General features: G+C 38.2%; 18 protein-coding genes and 1 pseudogene. 14 read left to right on the forward strand and 5 right to left on the reverse strand.

Features of this window, described 5'->3' with window-relative positions; genetic code table 11:
• Nucleotides 1-19: 19 nt before the first annotated feature.
• A complete protein-coding gene (locus HZ311_RS10525) occupies nt 20-268 on the reverse strand; it encodes a winged helix-turn-helix transcriptional regulator (RefSeq protein WP_231867632.1) in 249 nt (82 codons plus the stop codon).
• A 312-nt stretch (nt 269-580) separates the two neighbouring features.
• Here HZ311_RS10525 and HZ311_RS10530 point away from each other — a divergent pair, with 312 nt between their 5' ends.
• The 3 genes and pseudogenes from HZ311_RS10530 (at nt 581) to HZ311_RS10540 (ending at nt 3522) form a co-directional block, all read left to right on the forward strand.
• A complete protein-coding gene (locus HZ311_RS10530) occupies nt 581-1720 on the forward strand; it encodes an S-(hydroxymethyl)glutathione dehydrogenase/class III alcohol dehydrogenase (RefSeq protein ID WP_137072002.1) in 1140 nt (379 codons plus the stop codon).
• A pseudogene (gene fghA / locus HZ311_RS10535) lies at nt 1701-2542 on the forward strand (S-formylglutathione hydrolase). The gene HZ311_RS10530 and the pseudogene fghA overlap by 20 nt, the downstream one beginning before the upstream one ends.
• A gap of 383 nt (nt 2543-2925) precedes the next feature.
• Nucleotides 2926-3522 (forward strand): YitT family protein, encoded by a 597-nt coding sequence (locus HZ311_RS10540; RefSeq protein ID WP_023519150.1) that lies wholly within the window; start codon nt 2926-2928, stop codon nt 3520-3522.
• A gap of 28 nt (nt 3523-3550) precedes the next feature.
• Here HZ311_RS10540 and HZ311_RS10545 read toward each other — a convergent pair whose 3' ends face one another.
• Nucleotides 3551-3808 (reverse strand): VOC family protein, encoded by a 258-nt coding sequence (locus HZ311_RS10545; protein ID WP_023519151.1) that lies wholly within the window; start codon nt 3806-3808, stop codon nt 3551-3553.
• Nucleotides 3809-3980: 172 nt separating this feature from the next.
• Complete coding sequence (locus tag HZ311_RS10550; RefSeq protein WP_023519152.1) at nt 3981-4601, reverse strand: helix-turn-helix transcriptional regulator; 621 nt, start codon at nt 4599-4601, stop codon at nt 3981-3983.
• Between the two features lie 1083 nt (nt 4602-5684).
• On the opposite strand from HZ311_RS10550, the gene HZ311_RS10555 reads away from it, so the two are divergent.
• From HZ311_RS10555 to HZ311_RS10585, 7 genes are all read left to right on the forward strand, one after another.
• Nucleotides 5685-7160, forward strand: coding sequence for a helix-turn-helix domain-containing protein (locus HZ311_RS10555; protein ID WP_023519153.1), 1476 nt, complete (start codon nt 5685-5687; stop codon nt 7158-7160).
• Between the two features lie 265 nt (nt 7161-7425).
• Nucleotides 7426-10431: a BspA family leucine-rich repeat surface protein gene (locus HZ311_RS10560; RefSeq protein WP_178946654.1), complete on the forward strand. Its 3006-nt coding sequence runs from the start codon at nt 7426-7428 to the stop codon at nt 10429-10431.
• Nucleotides 10432-10463: 32 nt separating this feature from the next.
• The gene (locus HZ311_RS10565; RefSeq protein ID WP_023519155.1) at nt 10464-10982 is read left to right on the forward strand and encodes a hypothetical protein; all 519 of its coding nucleotides are present in this window, start codon (nt 10464-10466) and stop codon (nt 10980-10982) included.
• Nucleotides 10983-11007: 25 nt separating this feature from the next.
• Nucleotides 11008-11565, forward strand: a complete 558-nt coding sequence (locus HZ311_RS10570) for a hypothetical protein (RefSeq protein WP_010736246.1) — start codon at nt 11008-11010, stop codon at nt 11563-11565.
• A gap of 40 nt (nt 11566-11605) precedes the next feature.
• Nucleotides 11606-11971, forward strand: a complete 366-nt coding sequence (locus HZ311_RS10575) for a hypothetical protein (protein ID WP_023519156.1) — start codon at nt 11606-11608, stop codon at nt 11969-11971.
• Between the two features lie 210 nt (nt 11972-12181).
• Complete coding sequence (locus tag HZ311_RS10580) at nt 12182-13327, forward strand: pectate lyase-like adhesive domain-containing protein (RefSeq protein WP_041684173.1); 1146 nt, start codon at nt 12182-12184, stop codon at nt 13325-13327.
• Between the two features lie 144 nt (nt 13328-13471).
• Nucleotides 13472-14635, forward strand: coding sequence for a hypothetical protein (locus HZ311_RS10585; protein WP_023519158.1), 1164 nt, complete (start codon nt 13472-13474; stop codon nt 14633-14635).
• A gap of 217 nt (nt 14636-14852) precedes the next feature.
• Here the strand turns inward: HZ311_RS10585 and HZ311_RS10590 are convergent, their stop codons facing one another.
• Entirely contained in the window at nt 14853-16370 is a 1518-nt protein-coding gene (locus HZ311_RS10590) for a helix-turn-helix domain-containing protein (protein ID WP_023519159.1), read from the reverse strand.
• A 265-nt stretch (nt 16371-16635) separates the two neighbouring features.
• Here HZ311_RS10590 and HZ311_RS10595 point away from each other — a divergent pair, with 265 nt between their 5' ends.
• The 4 genes from HZ311_RS10595 (at nt 16636) to HZ311_RS10610 (ending at nt 23879) form a co-directional block, all read left to right on the forward strand.
• Nucleotides 16636-17007: a hypothetical protein gene (locus tag HZ311_RS10595; RefSeq protein WP_023519160.1), complete on the forward strand. Its 372-nt coding sequence runs from the start codon at nt 16636-16638 to the stop codon at nt 17005-17007.
• Between the two features lie 22 nt (nt 17008-17029).
• Nucleotides 17030-17833 (forward strand): WxL domain-containing protein, encoded by an 804-nt coding sequence (locus HZ311_RS10600; RefSeq protein WP_010736239.1) that lies wholly within the window; start codon nt 17030-17032, stop codon nt 17831-17833.
• Nucleotides 17834-17908: 75 nt separating this feature from the next.
• On the forward strand, nt 17909-18994 hold the full coding sequence (locus tag HZ311_RS10605; RefSeq protein ID WP_178946655.1) for a DUF916 and DUF3324 domain-containing protein: 1086 nt from the start codon (nt 17909-17911) through the stop codon (nt 18992-18994).
• Nucleotides 18995-19007: 13 nt separating this feature from the next.
• Nucleotides 19008-23879 (forward strand): WxL domain-containing protein, encoded by a 4872-nt coding sequence (locus HZ311_RS10610; protein WP_023519162.1) that lies wholly within the window; start codon nt 19008-19010, stop codon nt 23877-23879.
• Nucleotides 23880-24120: 241 nt separating this feature from the next.
• Here the strand turns inward: HZ311_RS10610 and HZ311_RS10615 are convergent, their stop codons facing one another.
• Nucleotides 24121-25608 (reverse strand): helix-turn-helix domain-containing protein, encoded by a 1488-nt coding sequence (locus tag HZ311_RS10615; protein ID WP_023519163.1) that lies wholly within the window; start codon nt 25606-25608, stop codon nt 24121-24123.
• Nucleotides 25609-25659 lie beyond the last annotated feature (51 nt).

Consider the following 25659-nt stretch of genomic DNA (forward strand, 5'->3'; position numbering starts at 1 on the left):
CTTTCCATCATTTACAGAATCAATCCGCTATATCCGTTGAAAGATCAGCAACGACTTCATAATAATGATCGCCCCAATCGCAGATATGTTGGACGATCGTTGAGAGTTCGCGCCCGATCTCGGTCAATTGATACTCTACTTTTGGCGGGACTACGGGATAGACTTTACGTGTGAGTAAATGATCGCTTTCTAATTCTCTTAATTGGAGAATCAACATTCGCTGGTTGATGTCTGGTAACATTTTTTCAATCTCACTTAATCGTAAAATCGGTTGTTGTAAAAAACATCAAATCAAGACGATCTTGTATTTTCCACTCAGGACGTGCATGGCTAAATCTTTCGTATTGGTAAACTCTTTTTCATGGTATTGATACATAAAGAACCTCACTTTGATTTATTTATTCGACAGCAATAGTTGCTATTATACAAATCTTACCAATGGAAGTAAAGAAATTGAGGATACTGACAAGTTTGTCAGTTTTGTTTCTCAACACAGCCTATGATACGATGAAGTGGAAAGATTGCGGTTTCGCTCGCTAACTAAGAACCAGACGAGCGGAATAAGAAAGAAGGAAGAAAAATGAAAAGTAGAGCTGCCGTAGCATTTGAACCAGGAAAACCGTTAGAAATCGTTGAAATCGATGTTGCTGATCCGAAACCGACGGAAGTCATGGTAAAAATTTTGTACACTTCTGTCTGTCATACAGATGCGTTTACCTTATCAGGGGAAGATCCAGAAGGAGTTTTTCCTGCGGTCTTAGGTCATGAAGGCGCCGGTATCGTTGTCAAAGTTGGTGATGACGTGTCATCTGTTGAAGTGGGGGACCATGTGATTCCGTTGTATACGCCAGAATGTGGGAAGTGTGAGTTTTGCTTGTCAGGAAAAACCAATCTATGCTCTGCTGTCCGTGAAACGCAGGGAAAAGGTCTAATGCCAGATGGTACGACACGTTTTTCTTACAAAGGCGAGCCGATTTATCACTATATGGGTACGAGTACGTTTAGTGAGTATACTGTCGTCAATGAAATCAATTTGGTGAAAATCACAGAGGATGCTCCTCTAGATACCGTTCCACTATTAGGGTGTGGCGTAACGACAGGGTTAGGTGCTGTTGACAACACGGCAAAAGTTGAAGAAGGTGCTGTCACAGCTGTTTTTGGACTAGGAGCGATTGGTTTAGCAGTAATCCAAGGCTTGAAAAAAGCTAATGCTAAACGAATCATTGCAATCGATATGAACCCTGAAAAATGGCCGTTAGCTAAAAAAATGGGCGCAACGGATTTTGTTGATCCTAAAACACACGATCGTCCAATCCAAGAAGTCATCGTAGAAATGACCCAAGGTGGCGTAGATTATAGTTTTGAGTGTATTGGCAATGTGGAAGTGATGCGTTCCGCGCTTGAAGCATGTCACAAAGGCTGGGGCGAAAGCATCATTATCGGTGTAGCCGGAGCTGGAAAAGAAATCCACACGCGTCCGTTCCAACTAGTGACTGGTCGTGTCTGGCGTGGTTCGGCTTTTGGCGGTGTCAAAGGGCGAAGCCAATTGCCAGGTATGGTGGAAGATTACTTGAACGGTGGAATTGATTTAGATTCATTCATCACCCATCGTTTAGATTTTACACAAATCAATGAATCACTTGAGCTGTTGCATCGTGGAGAATCCATTCGTACTATGCTCACTTATGGAGGTGATACTGATGGAACTACAGAAAATTGAAACACATCGGTCGTTTGGCGGGCAACAAATCAAATATCGTCACCTGTCAGAAACGCTACATTGTGAGATGACATTCAGCGTGTATCTACCAGAAACCACTGTTGAAAATCAAGAAATCCCACTCATTTGGTGGTTAGCTGGTTTAACAAGTACAGATGATAATTTTAGTATCAAAGGTGGATTCCAACGCTATGCAGCAGAACAGCAAATCGCCTTCGTCATGCCGGACACATCGCCTCGGGGGATGTTGCTGACAGTGAAGATTGGGATCTCGGTCAAGGGGCTGGCTTTTACTTGAATGCAACACAAGAACCTTGGAAGAAAGACTTCCAAATGTACGACTACCTTACGAAAGAGCTGACTGAGATCATCTACTCCTTGATCCCAAATCTTTCTGGAAAAGAAAGTATCATGGGTCATTCCATGGGTGGGCATGGTTCGTTAGTGATCGGTCTGAAAAATCCAGCACGCTTTGCTTCGATCTCTGCTTTTGCACCAATTTCGAACCCCTCAAACGTACCATGGGGACAAAAAGCATTCACCGCTTATCTAGGTCCTGACCAAGCGACATGGAGTGAATGGGATGCCACTGAGCTGATCAAAAAAGAAACAACCAGTCAACCGCCTATCCTGATCACACAAGGGACGGCTGATCCATTCTACGAAGTCCAGCTCAATGAAGAAGCTTTTTTATCAGCAGCAGAATCAGTGAAACACGAAGTTTTCTACCGAAAAGAAGAAGGCTATGATCATAGCTACTTCACCATTGCTACATTTGTAGAACAACATATTGCTTTTCATGCGAGCTATTTGAAACAGTGAAAAGACCATTGTAAGAGATGGAATGTGAGTCAGACAAACGAGCAACTAACTGGAAAATCAGAAGAAGACAGAACGATGCAACTATAAGCAATAAGCAGTGAAACCTGAAATTTTTTTTGAGAGATACCTCTTTAGTTTGACTAGATCGTGCACAGAGCCACGAAAGCCAATTAGTGAAAGGAGTTCTGCCGGATACTAGTTTCAATTGTTTATAGCGGTGTAATTCTATGAGTCAAAATTAAAAAATAAAATTAACAGGTTTACTTTTTAGAATAGATGTGTTAACTTAATTAAAGTTTCGGAGGATCCAAAGGGATTAGATAAGAATATTCTTATCTAATCCCTTTTTGTGTTCTTGCATTAAAAAATATTAGGAGGCGCATATGAAAAATCTATTCAAATATTTAACGATTACTTTGGGGCTGTGGATACTATCAATTAGTATCAATATGTTTTTTGGCCCACATTATATTGCTGCTGGAGGAACGAGTGGTCTAGGAATATTACTTGAATACCTTGTTCAAGTAAATCGTTCACTCGTCGTGCTAGCATTAAATTCAGTTATGTTGCTATTAGCAATCATTTATTTAGGTAAACAAGTATTTATGAAAGTTTTATATGGCAGCTTAGTTCTACCGTTATTGTTAACTTATGTACCTAAAATAATGTTTACTGAAAATAAAATTTTATCGATCGTTTTGGGGAGTCTAATTTTTTCTGTAGGTATGTCCATTGTTTATTCACAAAATTCTTCTAGTGGAGGAACGTCCATTCCACCGATAATTTTAAAAAAATATTTCAATATAAAACTCTCTACAGGCTTGTTTTTCATAGATGGTATAGTCATACTGCTAAATTGGAGTATTTTTGGTTTTGATCAATTTTTACTTGCCTTGACTTCAAATATTCTAGTTTTTCTAACGATGAACCTATTCTCTAAGATATCCTATAAATCTATTGAGAATAGACAAACTTCTTAGAGGTGGATAATTTAGTTATTCTTGGAGTTTAGGAGATACTGTAACGCTCTTTGACAATTTCTAGTGGATCACCGAAGCGTTCAGCGATTTTCGGAAGGCTCAATCCTTGCGCATATAGACGATTGAAGACACCTTGAATGCTTTCTGAAACTTCAACGATATGTTTATCGTAGTCGTAAAAACGAAACACTTTTTGTCCCCAGTCATAGGTCAATGTATCGTGGATCACTTCGATTTCTGAATCAGAAGTTGTAAGTAAAAAGCCTTTCCACTTGATTTTATTCATGATTTCATCTCCCTGAACTTGATCGAGCAACTATAGCATGAGAATTTTAGACTGTATTGTAAATACACGACATCTCACTTTGCTCACGACGTATCATCTAATCCAAAGGTTGTGCTTTGAACTCTTTACAAAGCTGGACAAATTCGAGTGGTGTAAAGCCGATATGTTTTTTTTAATCTTTGATCAAGTGAGACTGATCGTAGTAATGCAACGCAATTAACTTTTTTTCACTAGCGTGAGGATCGGTTAGTATTTTCAAGCAGTACTGAAAACGCAATGTAAGCAACATCAGTTGCGGTGAAATGCCATAATACTTCTTAAATAACTGTTGGCATTGCCGTGTGCCTACAACTAAATCCTGACACAAATCTTGAATTGTAGAAGCAGGGATTTGGCTAAATCGATCAATCAATTTGATAAACTGGTTTGGTGTATGTCCTTCAATCAATTGATGGAGGTAATCAATAAAATATTCTTTTTGTTGAGAATAGGATAGGGAGAAGAAATAGTCGAGGTTGAAAGGTATCTTAAACTCACTAATTGCTATAGAAATCATACTCTGTTTTACTGATACCTGAAAATTCGATGATTGCTTTTTGAAATCAATGAAAAGATCGATACACCCATCTGGAATGATCAAATCATTCACTTCGTAGGAATCCTGAGTCAAGGATTGGTGTTCCCATAGACAAATCACAAAGTCTTGTAATGAGGGAATGACAATTGCTGGATACTTGAAATATTTCTGATAGATTGGGTTGACGATATAGGGTACTTGAATTGGAGAATACATGGATCACCTACTTGTTTATGGTTCTGTTCCTTTCTATCAATTATAGCATGTTGATGAGATGTATCTGTCTATATCACTAAAGTAAGTACGCAATTGGGATTGTCGGTGATAGTGTCAGCGTATCTAGGCGAAATGAAAAAAGGCGTTGGATTGCTATTTGTCGCTAAATAGGATGCTGGTGTGAAAAAATCAAAGAGATAAGCAGAGATCTGTTAATTGGTAGAGGGGTAAATGAGTGGATTGGCTAAGGGAAAAAATATGTATGCTCAAGCTAGACAGTAAAAACCTAGGATAGATACCACAGTGATCGCTGGTTCTTATCCTAGGTTTTTGACTATTCTGACTGGTTATAAGGTTACGCATTTACCGTTCTGATTTCTCATCTTCTATTCCATAGGTAAGTGATTGTTAAAGTGAATAAAATAGTCGTTGTTAATGTTAACAGTATTGGTGAAAGAGAAAACTCTCCACGTTGATCCCAATAAATTATTTAATTGGATATGAACAAAATATTCAACATGTATTTCTTCTACGTATTATCTGACGAAGGAGAAAGACATGTTTTTTTATTTATTGGATTTGTTTTGTAGGATACTAGAGCAAGGAAGACAAAAAACGATAATAGCAAATGGATTTTAAGGGAGATCAAGAACTTGAGTTTATGGATAATAAGCAAGAATACATGAACAAATTGTTATAAATAAGTTGGTTCTATGTAAGGTGTATCAACTTTTTTGGATCATACATGGTTAATAACTAATAAGATTGGTCAGTTAGCAAAAATACTCCTTTTTATTTAAAGAATGACTTTGTTGGTAATGCTGTTTATAACAGTAGGATTCATTTGGAATCCTGAAAAAAATATAAAAATGGGTACAAATGATCATTTAGAAAGCGTTGTGTAACTATTGAATAAATCATAACTACCATAAGGTTAAGAAGCAAAATAGAACGTTAAAATCTGTCACTTTTACGTTCGTTTTTTCTTTCAAGGAGAAACAATATAGTTTATCATTCCGATTGGTTGTGTTATTTATATGTAAGTATAAAGAAAAGTGTTCATTTAAAAAATGAGGTGGAAAATTGAAAGACTTACAATTGGCATTTATCAGTAATCGAACGACGAGTCGTTTGTTTCGAATATTGAGTATGATTGAACGAAGACGATTGTTTACGATTGGAGAATTGGCCGAAAAACTGCAAGTGACAGAACGAACGATTGCCAATGATATCAAGTACATCAAAGACTATTTTGATGATTGTATCAGTTTAGATTCAGGAAATAGTGGAATCTTTTTTGAAGAAAAAAAAGCTTCGATGTATCAAGAAAAAAAGCAGAAATTACTTGAGAATGAGTGTCTATTTGAAATCATCGGGAATATTTTTTTAGGAGAATTATCAACAATCGATGAACTTGCCCATCACTATCATTTTTCAGAGAGTACCTTTCGCCGGCTATTGAATCGAACAACCACAGTATTGAAGAGCTATGGACTGCAGTGGGCATCCAACCCGTTGTCGATTGAAGGAAGAGAAGCTAATTTGCGAAAATTCTTCAAAGATTTTTATTATGAAGGAGTAGAAACGCCCTATACGCTTGTTCCTGATATTGAATTACATGAATTGGTTTTAAAAAAATTAAGCAATAAATTGGGCCAAGATGAGGTTGGATCTGGAACTACGCCAGCAGCCTTTTATTATACTTTTTATATCGCAATCAAACGTGCAGGACTGGGTTTTTCTATAGAGATTCCAAGAAAATTAGCGAAATTAGCATACAAAGCAAAGAATTTTTCTCTCCTTCATTCTTTGAAAGATGACATCAAGAAACTTTATAAGGTCGAATTATCAAAAGAAGAATTCGCTTGGATTTATTTAGTCACTGTCTGTAAACGTACCCTAGATCATGAAGAATCAGAGAAAAAGTTTTATAAAGATTTTCATGAAGGCACAGAAATTTCTCAACTCACGAATCGATATTTAAAGGAATTTGATTTCCCTAAAAATATTGATCAAAAAATCACAACATTCTTACGCTCGTTTTTTCTATCTAGAAAAATAAATGATTTGTTATCACCTGTGTTAAATAAAGAGGCGATAGAGATAAAAAAAGCAGTCATACGCTCAGATAATGAGAATTATCAGCGGAATTTAGGTTTTTTAAAAAAAGAAAGGAAAAGCTACTCTATTTCTTCAAAATACATGGAAGATATAAGTGTGAGTTTAACGATTTATAGTAATTTGATTTTCGATTTTTATTTACCAAGTAAAACAATTTACTTTCTTCTGGAAGGGGATCATTTTGTTTGTCAACAAATTATAACTCGTGTACGTCAACAATTTGGGAGTAAACATACATTAGTTTTTTTACCGCTTTATTATCTAGCAGAAGAAGTATTGAACGCCGCACATATTGATTTAATTGTGACAAACTACAATCGCTATCTTTTAGATTACATCATTGAGAGCGATTTTCTCTTGTTAAAAGCTGTTCCAGATGAACATGATTGGCAACGATTAGAAAGAAAAATAAATCCTTATCGTAAAAACTATAATTAATATTTTTCCACAGTTGCTAATAAAAATAGCGACTGTTTTTTTTCATTTATTTCAGACGTTAATGAAATAGATGATTTTATTTCATTAAAAAATCAATGTAATCTTAGTGAAGTAATAAACATGCAAGTTGACTTACAGAATTTTTGAAAGAGAGTTATCTTCGAGCCAATAAAAAATGACAGTTGATAAAAAGAATGTCTAAACTTTGTTCGCTATAAGTTTCTAATAAGAATAATACAGTAGGTCAAATACTAGGAGGAGTGGTATGAACATAAATACAATTAGCCGAATCGTTGGAAAGTTATTATTGATCATGGTTTTGCTTTTGCACCATCTCCCGTTTCAACTCACCCATGCGGATGATCAGTCAAGCTCTTCTGATAATCATGAAGTAACAGCGATTTCGGAACATCTAGAAAAGACAGAAGAATCAGAAGAATTAGAAAATAGTAAAGATGGAAGTAATCGCACGACTGAGTATCGTTTAGAATTAGTTGCAAGCCCACTAGCTGGTGGTAATCCTAGACGAACTGATTCGTCAGGATCGAATGTGGTATGGCTCCAGGTAGGACAGAGCATGGGTAATATGCACGCGTTCCCCAATCCCGGTTACCGATTTTTACGCTGGGAAGTCGTTTCAGGTCCAATATTCATATTTAGTCCAAATATCCCAGATCTTGCTGTAAGCCAAAGTGAAGCTGGAAACTCTGTGATTCGTGCAGTCTATGAATCGGTTCCAGGTGGGAATATTACTGTAAAGCATGAAGATGAGGAAGGAAATCAATTAGCTAATCCTAGCGTGCTGACTGGATTAGTTGATCAAACCTACACAACCGAAGCGTTAAGCATTAGTGGTTGGCAATTGAGTAAGACTCCCGAAAATGCCTCTGGGACTTTTAGAGTAGAAGAACAAACGGTTGTCTATACTTATGAGCCTGAACAGAATCTATGGGGAACGGTCCCTTGGTCGTATGAGGAAGGAACGGAAACAATCACATTATATGGTGGGGAAGCTGGCGAAGTAGCAGATGCTCCATGGAAAGTATACTCTTCTGTAAAAGAGATTATAGTTGAAGAAACGGTTGTCTTACCTGAAATATCAACTAGGTTATTTAGCGGATTGACAAATTTAGAAGTGATAGAAAATGCTGGAAATTTGGACGTTTCAAATGTAACAATGATGGAGCAAATGTTTTCATACGCAAGCTCTTTAAAATCAGTAGATGTCAGTCGATGGGATACTTCTCAAGTAACGAGTATGGGTTGGATGTTTAATCAAACATACTCGTTACAGGCCTTAGATGTCAGTCAATGGGATACTTCTCAAGTAACGTCTATGCGCACTATGTTTCAAAATTCACATGAACTTAAAGAACTAGATGTCAGCAACTGGAACACTTCCAAGGTTACGAATATGAGTTTTATGTTTAATCAAACATACTCATTACAGTCCTTAGATGTTAGTCAATGGGATACTTCTCAAGTAACGTCTATGCGCACTATGTTTCAAAATTCACGTGAACTTAAAGAACTAGATGTCGGCAACTGGGATACTTCCAAGGTCACGGATATGGACTGGATGTTTAGTCAAACACACTCATTACATAACTTAGATGTCAGTCAATGGGATACTTCTCAAGTAACGAGTATGAATGGTGTGTTTCAAAATTCACGTGAACTTAAAGAACTAGACGTCAGTAACTGGAATACTTCCAAGGTTACGAGTATGAGTTGGATGTTTAATCAAACACACTCGTTACAGGTGTTAGATGTCAGTCAATGGGATACTTCTCAAGTAACGTCTATGCGCACTATGTTTCAAAATTCACGTGAACTTAAAGAACTAGACGTCAGCAACTGGGATACTTCCAAGGTCACGGATATGGGTTGGATGTTTAATCAAACACACTCGTTACAGGCCTTAGATGTTAGTCAATGGAATACTTCTCGAGTAACAAAAATGAACCATATGTTTTTTGGGACAAATAATTTGAAGAGGATTAGCCTAGGTGAAAAATCAATTTTTGATTCTTCAGTAAATTTGCCAAATAGACAACAAGATAACCTATACACGAGCAGATGGGTCTTAGAAGAAAGTTTGACTAGTGGATCTGGGGTTATAGCATTTGAGAATTCAACAGACTTTATGACTAATTATGACGGCTCCAATCCAGGTACGTATATCTGGGAGCCAGTTCCTCCTGAACAACTCATTGCCAAATTTGACCCTGTGAGTGACCAATCTGTAGCGATTCATGGTCATGCCACAGAATCAGTTGACCATTTGACGATTACCTATAAAAACACAGAAGGAAGTACAGTAGTTCTTGAAAAAGATTCTCCTCGCATCGTCTGGGGAGAGTATCAAGATACCCAGGAGAAGGTTCGCTCGTTCCAAATCAATTTGACAGAAAATGAACGGCTTGAAACGGGGTCAACGGTCGAAATCAAACTGTCCAAACCTTCAGGAGACACAACTGGTGATGTAGCAGAAGAGCAAACAGTCATCAAAGGGATTGATTATCGGAGCAATAACTTTACGTTAGATCGTTCTAAGCTCAATGAGTTAGCTACTGTCGAAGCATTACATGCGCTTATTCTTCAAGAAAGTCGTGCACAAGCAAAAAATATCTTATCTGAAGAAGACATGACCAATGATTTTCGCATCGTTGAGACCGATCTTTCGTTAGATAGCGAAGAAGACGGAAGTTACTACGCGATTCTTGAAGTCGGCGATAAAGCGTATCAGATGACGATCGGTATCGATCTGACCTCAAAAGTTGAACATTTGCGGGTAACGATTCCTGTCAAAATGATTTTTGAATCATTGTATGACGAAAAAGAATCAAACCGCCAGTTTGAGAGCCAAACCTATGAGATCCACAACCAATCTTCGGTAGCTATTGATACGTATATCAACCAAGTTGCTATTGATGATTCTGCTGGAATCGTTCTTTTAAAAAAAGGGGAAGATCCACTGGATTATGCAGAAAGTGCAGTGGAAGATCCTAGTTATGAGGATATTACGAAGCCGTTGTTGCGCTTGCATCTCCAAACGCAAGAGACTAAAAAACAGTTATACGCAACGATGCCAGAGCAACATTTGATTCGTTTATCTGAAGGAGATCGTACCCCCCTTTCCTTATCGGGAGAATTTTATGGGAATTATCCACGGTGGATTGATCATCCTGAACTTGAGCAAGGGGGCTATTACGAGAGCACACTTGTACCTAATTACCGAATCGTGTTACGATTCGTCCCACGAATTTAAAGAAAAAAATAGTTAACAAGGAGGTGAAGCCATTGGAGGAAACGAACCAAGCACAAAATAATAATAAGCGTAAATGGCTCTTGTGGTTTTTGCTATTTTCGTTGATTGCCGGTGGTCTTGCCTATTATTTCAATCAATCAAAAGATCAGGTTCCATTGATCAGTGCGGATCTTTTACCAGCAGTTGGTGATGCCTCTGATCAACGCTTGGCGAAACGTGCGCAAGAAGTAGCCGATGCCAATTATTTTACATTACAAATCAATCCAGAAGCCGTCTTTGAGAACGGACAGAGTGAAGGCTCGATCGAGATTGTCAATCCTGGGACGAATGTTTATCCGATCGCAGTTGATATTTCTTTACTCTCTACTGGAGAGTTGATTTATTCTTCGGGTGCCATCCATCCAAACCAATTCGTAGAGAATGTAAAATTGGAAAAACAATTAACTAAAGGAGAGTATCCTGCTAAAGCCACCGTTAATATTTATGATCCTGAAACGAAAGAAAAACAAGGGGTCACTGAGGCGGAAGTAATGATTATCGTTAAAAACTAAAAAAAAAGAAAATGAGGGAATTTAGATGAAAAAAATAGTAGCAGCACTTATAAGTACAGCAACAATCGCAGGGATTATGGCAACTGGGACAATCGCTAGAGCGGAGCAAGTGATTGACGGGCGTGAAGGAGAGACGTCAGGAGACGTTCTTGTACGGGGGATCATCGGTGAATTCGATAATACGACACCTGGACCAAATCCTGAGGATTTGGATCAATGGATCAATGTGACGATTCCAACAACCGCCTTATTTTACACAACAAAAGCCTCAAATCATACCACAATTACGTCACCTGAACACACGATTACGAATAATTCTGCTGTTGGCGTGATTGCTTCCGTTTCTGGCGTAGATACACCAACGAATATGGCTGAAGTAGACTCATTGAAAGTGAATACGATTGATTTGTTTGAAGATGGCAAGCCAACAGAAACGGTAGCTGAACTTTTCAGACTCCAAGGAAATCAAGGGACGAATGAAGGGAAATTTACTTTCACTGGTAAAGTCACGCCGGTCAATGCCTCAGCAGAGTTAAACCCAACATTTAAATTAGTTTTGAGTTTCTCTCCTAATGTAGCATAAAAAAGAATCACTTAAATCCCAAAAAGAAGGGATCAATCGTATGCAAAGAAGAATGAAGTTGTTCTATATCACGGGACTATTCTTTATTATCGCTAATGGATTGCTTACTGAGGTAGTTGGTGCAGATACGAAAACGGGACAAATCACTGTCACTGGACGAATTGGAGAAGACACTAGCACAGAAAAAAGTATAACGATCAATGGATCACATGGAAACGAGGACAAGAAGCACACCCTTGTCGCTGATATTTCCGAACTAAAACAAGGGAAGCTACCAAAAACAAACGCTTTGAGCGGTCAGCGTTTCTTGTGGCTTGGCTATTTACTCGTTACCGCCTGGCTTGTTATTTCGACTAGAAAGAATCATCGCTCAGGTAACAAACGTCCGAAAAAGAATAGTTACTAAAAACAAAATAATAAAGAAGAAACAAACCAATAGGTCTCCGTCATTGAAAGGGGCTTATTGGTTTGTTCGTTTCATGGTGGATGTATATGCCGAATGAGCACAACTTCTAGTTGTAAAAACAGAAAAATTCTTGCTTTGCAGAAAAAACATTTTTGATATTCCATTTTGCTTTCAGGTATGATCGCTTTATAAAAGGAAGGCGTGTTAGATATGAAAAAAATTATGCAGCTCAATTTGGTATTTTTTTTAGGAGGAATAATAGGCTTACTCTTTGTACGTTCAACAACAAGTGAAGCGACAATGCATGATTTCCAAACAAATCTTGGAATCGGAGTGAAAGAATCGGTCAATGGGATTTTGCTGGAAGATGGTGAATCATTAGCCGATAACGTCCATCATTTTATCAGTGAAGATGGGGCGTACTATGTCGTAAACAAGGAAAATCGTAAAACAGTGGAGGTAAGAACGTGGTACCAATTTCGAAATGCTATCAATGATCAAAATGTCAGCGTTATCAATGTGTCAGCTAGCTTCAATACGACCTTTCATTCGTTGGATACGATTGATCGCCCATTGACGATCAATTTTATCAATGCTGCTCGTATAGATTTAGAAAATAATCATGCACTCAAGCTGGCAAAGCATTCTACTTTAGAAATCAAAGCGAACGCCAAGTCGCCTATATTTGTTAGTCAAAATCAATTAAAGCAACCATTTATCCAAAGTTCTTATGGGAGTACGATTCGTCTAGAAGGTGAGGTGGTCATCGGAGATGGTTCAACTGAACTGAGAGAGCAACCTTTTATTCGAACAGAAGGATTGATCGAGGTTCCGTCTGGCTCCAATGTAAGGATATATGAAGCAATCGAAGCAAATGATTTATTTGTGATCAACTATGGTCGTTTAGAATTACGCGCACATGAAATCACCCCCATAAAAATGGGGATCAATGGGACGATTAGAGTCGGTGAATTTTCTTCGTTAAAAGTGACGCATGGGGGGAGTCATTCAGTGATCAAAATGACTGGCGGGGAGATTTTTTTTGATAATCCGTACAGTATACATTTAAAACAGACTGGCTTCGGTGGGCTTGTCGCTCCATTGATCGATTCTTCTGCCGTACTCATGGAAATCAATGCCGTGAGAAACGCTTTTTGGGAGAATTATAATATGAGTTTTCGTCCCACCCATGTTTGGAATAGTCAATTACAGACACGACTGGGTGGCCCCCATGGTTCGCAAGTTCTTCGTTCAAATTCAGTTAGTTTTGAAAATCATTTTTTAGGATTTGATTCTTATCGAGAATATACTGCTGGAATGGAGATGCCATTATTTCCTGATACATTCCCGGAGTAACATGATTGAAGTAGAAATCACAACAGCTTTTGAAGAACCTTGAAAGAATCAATTAAAAAATTTCGTATAGTTACGAAAAAACACTTTTGATTCAATGTGAGTTCTTCGTTAATCTTAAATTATCAAATGAATGGAGGAAAGAAAATGAAACGAATGACTCTGATGAGTACCTTATTATTAAGTGGTATGCTCCTTGCTGGCCCAATTTCAGTAACGAATGTCGCTGCAAGTGAAATCGTACCAGAAGCACAATTATTGACAGAAGGCGAAACTGCTGGTGGTGTTTTTCTGAAAGATGGGGAAACATTATCAATGTATGGGGAAACATTTACAAATGATGAGGACGTGGAATTTTTTGTAGATGATCAAAATCGCACAACTGCATCCGTAAGAACATGGTCTGGATTTAGAAGTGCCATCAATAATTCAAATGTGTCAGTAATCAATGTCACTTCAAGTTTCAATAGCGCTTTAACTAGTCTAAACACAGTCAATCGAGCGGTGACAATCAATTTCCTCAATAATTCGACTATCAATATGAATAATAATCATTCCCTACATGTAGGGTTTGGTGGACATGTTCATTTTAACTCTAGCTCGAATCGACCAATTGTTACAAACGGAAACCAAGTCAGACAACCATTTATACAAGGTGTCTCTGGTTCAACAGTAAGTTTTTCTGGGAATACGTTGGTTGTTGGGAATGAACAAACAAGACAGAGACAACAACCATTTATCCGAACAGATGGTCTAGTGCAAATCGACTCTGGCTCCCAAGTGATCATGAATGAAGCCATCGTGGCGAATCAATTGAATGTGATCAACAATGGTAGTTTGACTGTCAATTCGAATATTTTATCACCTGTACAAATTTCAACAAATGGTCGGATGTATGTGGGGGAATTCTCAACATTTAAAGCAGATCATACTGGTGGAGAGCCAGTAGTAAAAGTCCTTGGATCTGGACATTTAACAATTGATAATCCTTACCAAATCCATTTAAGACAAACGGGTTCTGCCGCTTATTCTAGTCCATTGATCCATACGTTAGGAACAAATATCCAGATCAATGCCGTTCGAAATGCTTTCTGGGCGAATAATAATTTTGGACCAACACCGACTCATGCTTGGACAGCTCATCTACAAACACAGTTAAGTGGTGCAAATGGGAGTCAAGTGGTTTCTTCGAACATCAATAGCTTTACACAGAATTTCTTAGGATTCAATGGTTATCGAGAGTATACTGCTGGAAGTGCTAGTCAGCTGTACCCAGATACATTTCCCTCAACTGAATCAATGAACGACTAACGTTATCACGTTTTTACTCCCTCAAAGATTATTTCCATTTGAGGGAGTTTTTTTTGTCTTAAAAATCGATACATATTTGCAAATCTAAACAACAAGCATTTCATGATACAGGTGCTGATAAAATAATCGTAAGCCAAGGTTAGGAGTAATCGTAGACATAGTTAAAATCTGCTTAGCAAAGACCCATTCGAAAGGCCATTGGAGTATGGTGGATTTATCATTCGCATATGGATGAGGGAAAGCTCGTTTTGTCAGCTAAAAAATATTGATTGATGATTTTCGGATTGATTTTTTCGAGTAAGCGATTCCAATCAGAAGCAGAAGGAATAGACCGAAAAAGAATACATTCTGTTACTTCTTGGAATTCTTCTACATGTTCAGGATGATTAGTGATCAAAAAATCAATCTTGTTTTTAAGAAGATAGTTCTTGTTTACTTCACTAGCGTTTGGATAGAACACACATTGATATTCCATAAAATATTTATTCGATATGGCTTCAATGAACTGTATGACATGATTATTGCCTTCAAAAAGAAAGGCAATATTTTTTTTGTTTTTCCAGTAGCGTTCTCGAATGGTTTCAACGTAGATCACTAGGCTAGAAGCGAAATCTACTAAAAAGTCATGAGAGTATAGCGAATGATAAGCCGAGCTGTTTTCTAGAAAATATTGGTACTTACGACACTCATTCGGGAAGATTTTTTTAATAAATCGATTGATATCTTGCGTATTTCGATTAGCAGAAATGCACAAATATTCTTTCAGTTTCGCGGTTGTAAAAAAAGATTCTAAAAAGATCAGATTGACGAGCTTATTTTCATCGCTACAGTCTAATATCTCTAGAAACTCTTTTGCAAGTCGTTTGCTTTCTGGCCACTGATTGTATGTTGAACAAAATTGTTTTTCAACAATGATATCACTCATTTTTCTCTGTGTAATAATGCTACAGAATAAGAAAATCAGTTCATCTTCAGGCAAACGGATGCCGTAATATTTTTCAATTACGTCATTTATTTTTTCGGCATGTACTTGTTGCATCCGATCAGTCAGGACACAGCGCAAGTGGTTATTTACGTTCACAGTATTTCCCTGCATGAATCGCTCAACCGAGATATAAAGTAAGTAAGTGTATAAGAAAAATGAGGTATTTCGATAGAAGTCATTCTTATACAGACAACTGATTTCATTCACCGCTTGCTGAGCGGAAACAGAAGGGAAGATGGTGTGCGGAGTGATTTCAGATTCATAAAAGAACGTGCAAAAAAAATGTCGTATATCTGCTTCTTGACCAATGATATTTACGGGATCATGCGTGATATCCAAATCAAAATGAACTAACTGTGATTGGATTTTTTTGAGGTATTTCAAGAGGGTCGTTTTAGAGAGATGTAACTGATCGGACCAATCGTCAAGGGTATATAATTCAGCAAAAAAAATTTTCTCAAGAATTAAAAAAAGTGGCTCGTTCTCAAGTAAAGCAGTTTTTTTCTCTTCGTAAGTAACTAATTTTAATTGTTTGAATACATACCCCTGATGGGTAGATTCAATCGTGATCGAATCTTCAAAATAATCTCGGATCTGACAGATATCTTTACCAATTGTTCTAGAAGTGCTCTCAGTAAGTATTGCTAAGTCATTCGCGTTGCAACAAGCATTCTTTTCAAATTCATTGAGGATTTGAAGCCATCGTATCAGTGGTTTATTGGTAATGAAATTCAGTTGGAATGTTTTCAATGTACCCACCTCTCATAGATCAGTTTAGTTTAGGGTAGTTGATTCTTTGTTTTAGGTGTAGCTAATTTTAAGTAAATTATATCTATTAAGTATAATTAGTAAATAGTAATAATTTCAGAGTATGGTGAAAAACGCTAATTGCGAAAGAATGCGTGTGTTGTTTAAAGTATATAATGTACTCTTCTAAAAAACAAACTTGAGTCATAAAAATGTTATTTAGAAGAAAATAAATGTAGTTACCTAGAATAGGAGGAATGAAATAAATGTGAAAAAGAAGCCTTGGTATTTGTTATGGACCATTTTATTGTTTCTTGGGATGCTTCATCAACCAGTTCAAGTCTTTGCGGCAGAAGGCTCCTCTGTAGAAACGAATAAGAATGTAGGGTTTTACGGAGAAATCGATTATGAAGGGGACCCTAAACCACAACCACCTTCTGAAGAGCAGGCGCAACCCTCAGATAGAGACGAATATGTACAGGTAAATGGACAATTACCAAAATTAAATCAAGTGATACCAAGTTACGGGTTGCTGGGTCTACTAATTCTTTTATGGGTCATTCGAACTTGGTTAAAACGAAGAGATAAGAAAATAAACGAGCAAGTCGCACTATCAAGTAGATGTTTTACAAAAAAATAAAACAAATAGGGAGAACGAATAAATGAAAGCATTAAAACTAGTATCAATGTCAGTGTTATTAGCAAGTCTAGCAACAGGAAGTATGGTTGTTCATGCAGACAATACAGATCAGGATGGAACACTAAAAACGAATGGACAGATCCAATATCGTGAAGCGGATGAGGACAACGGTGAAACAATTGATCCAAACCCGGGACCAGAAGAAGTCATCGTACCTCCTACTCAAGATGGTGCTTTTGCAATTGCATATGTTGGTGATTATGATTTTGGTTTACGTCAAAATTCAGCATTAGATCAATCTTATCCAGCTGCTGCTTGGTGGTTTGACATCGATGAAGAATCAACTGATTTTCCTAATCCTGATATGAATAGCCCATGGGTCAATGAAGCGACAAAACAAGCTGCACGTGCACAATTTGCTCAAGTACGTGACTTACGTGAAGACCTAACAGGTTGGAACCTGGCATTGAAACAAGAAGCACAATTTACGAATGGGGAAAGAAGCTTAAATGGTGCTCAAGTCAAGTTTGCGAATGGGACAGCTCAAAATACAAGTGACGAATTACCAACGATAAATTCAGGTTTCACGTTGATTCCGGAAAATAGCCGCGTGATCATGACTGCCGGAAGCAACATAGGCTATGGACTAAGTACTGCCATGTGGGGAGATAAAACCAACTTAGTGCAAGACAGTGAAGTAGATGGAGGATTGGCTAATCCTTCTGTACAATTAAGTGTACCTGGCACAACACGTACAGATGCTAATTCCAAATATACGACTAATTTATTATGGACATTGTCTGCAACACCGGCAAATATCAATTAACTAGCTAGAGATTTGAAAGGTTGATAAAAAACAACGATGCAGTCAGCATCGTTGTTTTTTAGAAAGGAGATAACTATGCCTTTATTGAACAAGTTTACAGCATCTTTTCTGGTTATGCTTTATGTAATGATCGGGTTTGTTGGTTTTTCTCAAGAGGTATTTGCCAATGGTGAACTAAATTTTAGTGTTCGCACAATTACGCCTGAAAGTCAATTTGGGGATGATAAAGGCTACTTTGATGTGGAATTGCAACCAGGAGAAACAGAAGAACTCACGTTAGTGGTGAAAAATGTTAGAAATATCCCGATCGATCTCTCGATCACAGCTCATACTGCCTACACAAATATCAATGGTGTGGTTGAATATGGCGGAGAAACTGACCAGCCCGATCCTACATTAAAAGTGGAAATGAAGGACTTACTGGATGTCGAAGATGAACCCATTCGTTTAGAAGCAGGAGAGGAAAAACGGATCGTTACAACCCTCACTATGCCTCAGGATGAGGTAAAAGGATTATTAGCCGGTGGCTTACAACTAAGCGAAGTGACACAAGAAGAAGAGGAAGAGGATTCTGAGGATAAAGGAATGCAGATCATCAATTCTTTTTCTTATGTAATTGGTGTCGTAGCGAGTAATGATCGTACACAAACGATTGTTCCAGAATTGGCGCTTTTAGATGTATTTGCGGATCAAATAAATTATAGAAACGCCTTTAGTGCGACGATTCAGAATTTCTTACCTACTTTTGTGAATGAACTAAGTGTGGAAGCCTCGATACGTAGAGAAGGATCTGATACGATTTTATATCGAGCATCAGAGGAGATGATGCAAATGGCACCTAACTCCAATTTTAATTTTCCAATCTCACTCAATGGCGAACGTTTTAGAAGCGGGACATATGTGCTGAATATGACGGCTCGCTCTGGCGAACATGAATGGACTTGGGAAGAAACTTTTGATGTGACAGCAGACGAAGCAAGACGCTTGAACCAATCAGATGTTTCCGTTAAAGATACCAACTGGTGGTTGATTGCAGCAATCGTTCTAATCGTGATCATTATTAGTGTACTCGCCTATACGACATACAAAAATAAGAAAAAAGCAAAACTAATGCAAGAAAAATACATGGATACACTTTCAGAAAATAAAACAGATGACTAGAGGAGGAGGACCAATGCGTCAAAAAGTATGTAAAATGATGACTAAAATAAGTATTTCAATCTTTGCACTATATACTTTGGGTATACCTTTCCTCGCTGTTGCGGAGACAATCGATCAAGGGAGTCAACCTATAAACACGCCGAACAGTAATAGTCAATCAACAGAATCAGCTGAAGTGAAGGATACCCAGTCACTGGCACCCGCTTTTTCTTTGGAGCAAGCGGTAATAAAGGGAACTGAAAAGACGGTAACTGCCCTTTCGTTTATAAGTACAGAAGAAGTGGATAACGTGGCAATCAAACTTCCGTCAACTGCTGAGATCATTGAAGATGAATTGTCATCAGGGATGAGTAGCAGTTATGATGAAACGTTCGACCAGTGGCTCTTATCATCAGAAACTCCGAAAAAGGAATTTACCGTACCTGTGATGTTTGCAGAAGCAGGAACCTATTCAGTAACTGTAGGAGAAGTGGCAACTGTTAAAGTAGAAATCACGAAGGCTGAGCCGAACCATTCTTCAGGAGAAGAAAAGTCAGAAAACGACGAACCAAAGGAAGAAAGAAATCGCTCGGAAGAGAAACAGGACGAAGAAATTCAAGGAGCAACGGTACCGGTTTCGACTCGTGCAGAATTTTTAAGTGCACTCGCCAATCCAGAGGTTTCTATCATCAATTTGGAACGTTCGATCGATATAGGCTCAGTTATCAGTCCAGAAAACTTGGACATTGATCGTTCACTAAAAATCAATGGGCAAATGAATACTTTGAATATCGGCACCGGACAAGTGCGTTTATTGACGACTACTGAGAGCAAAACTTTAAGAATTGAAAATACTTTTCTTAATAAAACAGATACCAATCCCTTTGTTATCGGGCAATCGTCTGGTGAAAATTGGACCCTTCAAATGGAAGATGTTTCAAGAGACAGCTCATCGATCAATTATTTTAGAGTAGCTGATATCTCAAGCGCAGTGGTACGAATAACTGGCGGTGGGTTAACCATAGATAATAGGATCAATCTACCAGGCGCGCTTTTTACGACAAAAGAATTTATCGTAGAAAATCAGGCAGTCGTGAAGCTAGGGAATACTCAAAATTCTGCGTTGGCATTTACGAGTGCGAATGCAAAACTGACCGTCGCAGATGGAGCAGAACTGTTTATTACGAACAGTGGAACAACCGCTTTGCAAAATTCCGTCTATTTTACGGGAAGCAATGCGACAGTTTCTGTGAAAAACAACGGTAACTTACAAATACAAGCGGATGGTGCAGCATCTACTTCGACAGACGCTACAAGTAGGAATGCGCTCTCGATGACAGGGAATCAATCGAGCATTGAGCTGGAAAATGGAAGGTTAAATGCGACAACTACAGGTGGACAGGCAATTATCATGACAGGGGAAAACCCAACAATCGATGTGGCATCAGGTAGTCAATGGCAAAGTCAATCGAATACAGCGCATTCCATCAACCTTACAGGTGCAAATGGCGCATTCAACATAGCTAAATCAACGGCAGTAATCCAATCGACTACAGGAAATAGTCTAGTCATGTCTGGAAACGATGCAACTTTTGAAGTAAGTGACGCTAGTAATGTAACGATCAACTCTAGTACAGGCAATCGGCTGACAATGACTGGTATAACGCCGACAATGACGATTAATGACAGTGATTTGAAGATGACTGCGACAACCGGGGCAGGTATTCGATTGTTGAATCAAGAAGCGATGTTAACTGTTGATAATAGTGCTGTTGCTATTACAAATACAGGGAACCGAACCGAGGATATCAATCAACTCGGCACCACCAGATTAGGTAAAAATTCTACGTTACGTATGCAAAATGGTGCAACGCTAGACGTGCAAGGTGCGTTAGTATCTACCGCAGGTGCGAATAGTTTGATTGGACTTTACGGGGAAGAGTCCAAAGCGACTCTTTCAGAAAATGCTCAACTGAATCTGACAGTCAACAGTGGAACAGGCAATGGCATATATTTACAAGGAAAGAAAGCGGGTATTACATTTGCAGATTCTAAGGCTGACATACAGACCGTGACAGGAAGAGCAGTGGAACTATCTGGGGCTGAGCCATCTGTCCATTTAGATAGAAGTGACTTGACAACGAAATCAACAAGTACCGGTGGAGCTGTTCTTCTGACGGGTGAAACTAGTTTATTTACCCTAGATAACCAAAGTAATATGAGTGTAGAAAATGAAGGCGGAGCAATTGCTAATGTTTCTCTTCAAGGAAATCAAGCAAAAATGGTTGTTGACAACCAATCACAACTATCTGTCGCAGTTCCAAGTACTAATTCTGCTGACACCGTCATAACGAATAATAGTATCTATTTAAAAGGAAATGCTCCTACTATGGAAATTACTCGAGGAGCTAGCGTGGATGTATTGGTCCGCTCGGGTACGAAGAGAGGGATTCGCTTAGACGGTGCGAATGCTGTTTTATCACTTAATCAAGGCGGAAAGTTAACTGCGGAAACGCAAGCAGCGACAGCGATACAATTGAATGGTGATTATGTCAAACTCCTCGCAGAGAATAAAGAGACAAGTATCAATGCGAAAAGTAACTATATCGCAACAACTGTAAATGGTGTATCCACTGTGAAGTTAGGCGAAGAAGAAACAGAAAAAATTGGGCGTGAGCCAATTGTAGGAGCATCCGATTCAGCAAATATCACACTTTGGGCGAACTCATCCTCTGCATTAGTCTTGCAAGGCATCAATGGACAGTTCAATGTAAATAGCAAGGCGACATTAAAGTTAGATTCAGGTCCTTCTGGACAACTTGAAGCAAATAATGCGAATGCTACTTTAAGATTCTTACGTTCCGGTCCAAATAATACAGGAACGACGCACGGTGGCTATCAATTTAATATCAATGGTGGGGATATGACCGTGACTAAGAGAAAAGGTAACGCAGGGGGGGCGGCGCAAATGGCGCCAGCAATCCGGATGTGGGGCAGTAATAATCAAGTGACTGTTAGTAATGCGGGGCGATTGTTAGTAGTCAATGAGGGGACTGGTATTGCTCATAATGGGAATACAGGTGGTGGAAACCAAGGAATCCATTATACTGCTGGATCAAATAATGGGTTTTCTGTCAATGATCCGGGTTCAGAAGTAAGAATCTATGCGAATGATGGTCCCGCATTGGATATGAGTGATGCGACAGTAGCCGGTGGAAATACAGCCGGTGGAAATGGTGAGATCAGAGTGAGTAATTTAGGTTATTTTGAAGCTTCCGGTCGTACGGCAAGCGCAAATGCAGGTATTTTTCGTGGTCGTTCAACTACTGTGAATTTCGATAATCCGCTATTTATGGACTATCGGAATAATCGTGTAGGTGGCGGGAATATTTTTAGTAATATTGCGAGCTCCACTTTAACTGCTACTGCAAGTGATTTTGCTGTTTGGAAAGATGGTACAGACTTAGATGCCGATCCGTATCTTCACTCGAACAATATGGATTATACTTTCTCTGGCACTAACTTTTCTACGCTCACTTCAATGGAACCAGCAGAACGTTTCGATTTTGAAGCATTTGGCTCAGCGGGCTTGACTTCTTATTCTCGACTCAGCTCAAACAATGCACGTTGGGCAATCGTGAATGAATTGAGAGTACCGACAAATGCGGATAAAAAAATCCACGGGTTGATCCGTATGCCAGTTGGTCTCCATGACAGCCGCCCCGCGTGGCAAGATGAAGTGAAGGTAACTGTGGAAATCGAAAGAGATGGGGCAGTGATTCAGACATACGAAACCTTGACACATGGTCACACAGCGGAAAAACCAGGTATTAGTATCTATGATGAAGAGCCACAAGGCGGCGTTTTTGAAATCGAACTTGACGAATATTTACAAGCAGGCGATCTTGTACGTATAACAGATGTTGAGGTTTTAGCAGGTGAAATGGAAGGCGATTTTCAAAATGTGTATGAAGTGGAAGATGTCACCGTATTTCCTATCATACCACCTTCACCTGCGACTTTCTCCAATCATTTAGTTCCGGCAAATGCGCGGGTTATTTCAGGTCATTCCGACGATCCTGAGGTAGAGGTTACGGCGACTCATAATGGAGAAACAATCGATCCTACACTCATTACCATAGATGATAAAGGGGATATCAGGATTGCTGTTGAGAAGTTAAATTTAGCAGTAGATGATGTCATCCAAGTCTTCTTAAGAGATCACCAAGGTTCTGCTAGTGAAGCTGGTGTCATGAATCCACCAGAGACGAATAATCACGTAGGAAACATCAATCCGAAAACGCCATTAGTATTTCGGGATGCAACGTTTGTTCCTGCTACCACATTGATTGTCGGTGGTATGGTCGATGGAGAGCTAACGATCGATCAAGCAAGTAATTGGGACTTTGGGACCCAACCGCTTACGACTAAAACACAAACGTACCATGCATTACCGAGTCAGGTAGGCGGTACGGCGCAAGGAACTTCCAGACCGAATTTTGTTCAGGTGACAGATGAGCGACCGGTATCAGAAATAAGTGGCTGGAGTTTGTTCATCAAACAAGAAGAACAATTTTCTAATCAAAAAACAGGTGAATTGAAAGGTGCCCAACTTAGTTGGAAAAATGGACAAGCCATTTCAAGCACTGGAGAAATCGGCAATGAAGATAATTTAGGTATCATCCGCACGAGTGGGATCTTGATTCCTAATAATAATAGTATTCAATTGATCGATGCAAATCTATTCATAGAGAAGCAGACATGGTTTTATAATTTTGGGGATGATTCGAATAAAGAGAGCAGTATCTTTCTAAATGTGCCGAATACAGCAAATGCAAAAGCAACAAACTATACGACGCACATCAATTACTCGTTTCAAGCCACTCCTAAAAATCGAATAGAATGAACCAGTCAGTGGTGATTAAAATTGACTGGAAATGAAAAAAATAAAAAGGAATTCAATTGATCGGTACATTAAGGTCAATTGAATTCCTTTTTTAGATGTAAGATGTAGCAAGTGATGATTATAAGTATAAATTCACTGAAAGAGTCGTCCGAAGACCATCTACTCCGAATCGGTGGAGTTGTATTTACTTGTTTGGATCACTACATTATGCAGTAGAAAAAATGAATAACTGTAAGTTTTACTAATGTTGCGTTCTAAATTTTTGTAATAATTGAGGATCAATTTTATTTAGTAATTTTTTCCAATCTGAGGCATCAGGTACTGTTTTTAATAAAAGACATTCAAGACCTAACGAAGAAAATGTCAAGTATTCATTGTAATTCGTGACTAAGAGATCGATCTCATGATTTTCAATATAAGAGGCGCATAGCTCATTTGGACGAAGAAAGTAGATATTTTGAAATCCCCCTAAATATTTTCGAACTAAGGCTTCGAGATGTTGACTGATATACTCATTTCCTTCAAAAATAAATGCGATATTCGTAGGGTTTTTCCAATATTTTTCTTTGATTGACTCAGTGAATATCGTTAAACTAGCACAGATATCATCCAAATGATCATCAGAGAACAAATGATGGAAGGAGGGATTTTTTTCTAAAAAAGCTCGATTTTTTTTATATTCATTGCTAAACAAGGTTTTGGCATACTCATTTGTATCTTGGATATTTTTATTTCCGCTTTTAGACAATAGACTACGTAGCTTGATGGACGTGAAAAAAGATTCTAATAAGATTAACTCGTGTGCTTGTGTGTGCGTATTTCTCTTGATCATTTGATAATAGCTACTTGTAAGCGCTATTATTAGTGGCCATCGATTATACCTTTCACAAAAATATTTTTCCTGTTTCGGATTTTCGATACCTCTACGGCATAAAACAGAACTAAAAATAAAAATGGCTTCTTCTTGTGTTAGGTCAATATTAAAATAATCCTTCACAATCGAATATGCAGGTGAAAGTCGGTGAAACTCTGGATCATTAAGGACAATATCTTTTAATTCAGGGTCGAGTTCCACCATACAACCACATAATATCCGTTCAATAGAGAGGTATAATAAATAACTAAAATAACCAAATGAAGAAACTTTTTGATTAGGACGCTCCAATAGGTTAACAATTTTAATCACTACTTCTTGCGTCGCAATTGATGGAAAAACCGTGTGGGGTGTAATATCTGATTCGTAATAGAAAGCAAAATAAAAATTTCGAATATCGGCTTCTGATCCGATCAAATTGACGGGATTTAGCTCAAGGGTGATATTGAATTCTTTTACTTGATCTGCAATTTTTTTAACGTACGTGATCATCGTGCTCTCAGAGATATGAAAATAATCTGCCCAATCATAAATAGACTGAAGTTCGTTGAAAAAAATTTGTTCAAGAATAATAAAGAGTGGTTCATCTTCGAGAATCGCTCTTTTTTTTTCTAGGTAGGTTTCTGAAGAATGGATGTTTAAAGAATAACCTTGTTTCGAGGATTGGATATCCGCGACGTTCTCGAAATATTCTCTCAAATAATTGATGTCGTTGACTAATGTCCTGGCTGTACTGTTTGTCATGCCAATCAGTTGGGCTGTCGTACAGATTCTAGTAGACTCTAACTCTTTCAAGATTTGGAACCAACGTAATTTTACTTTATCTGTTATAAAATTTAATTGAAAATTTTTCAATAGAACTTTTACCTCCTATCTAAATCTTTCTAGGGAATAGAAAATAGAGCA

The sequence above is a fragment of the Enterococcus mundtii genome, from assembly GCF_013394305.1.
GTDB lineage: Bacteria > Bacillota > Bacilli > Lactobacillales > Enterococcaceae > Enterococcus_B > Enterococcus_B pernyi.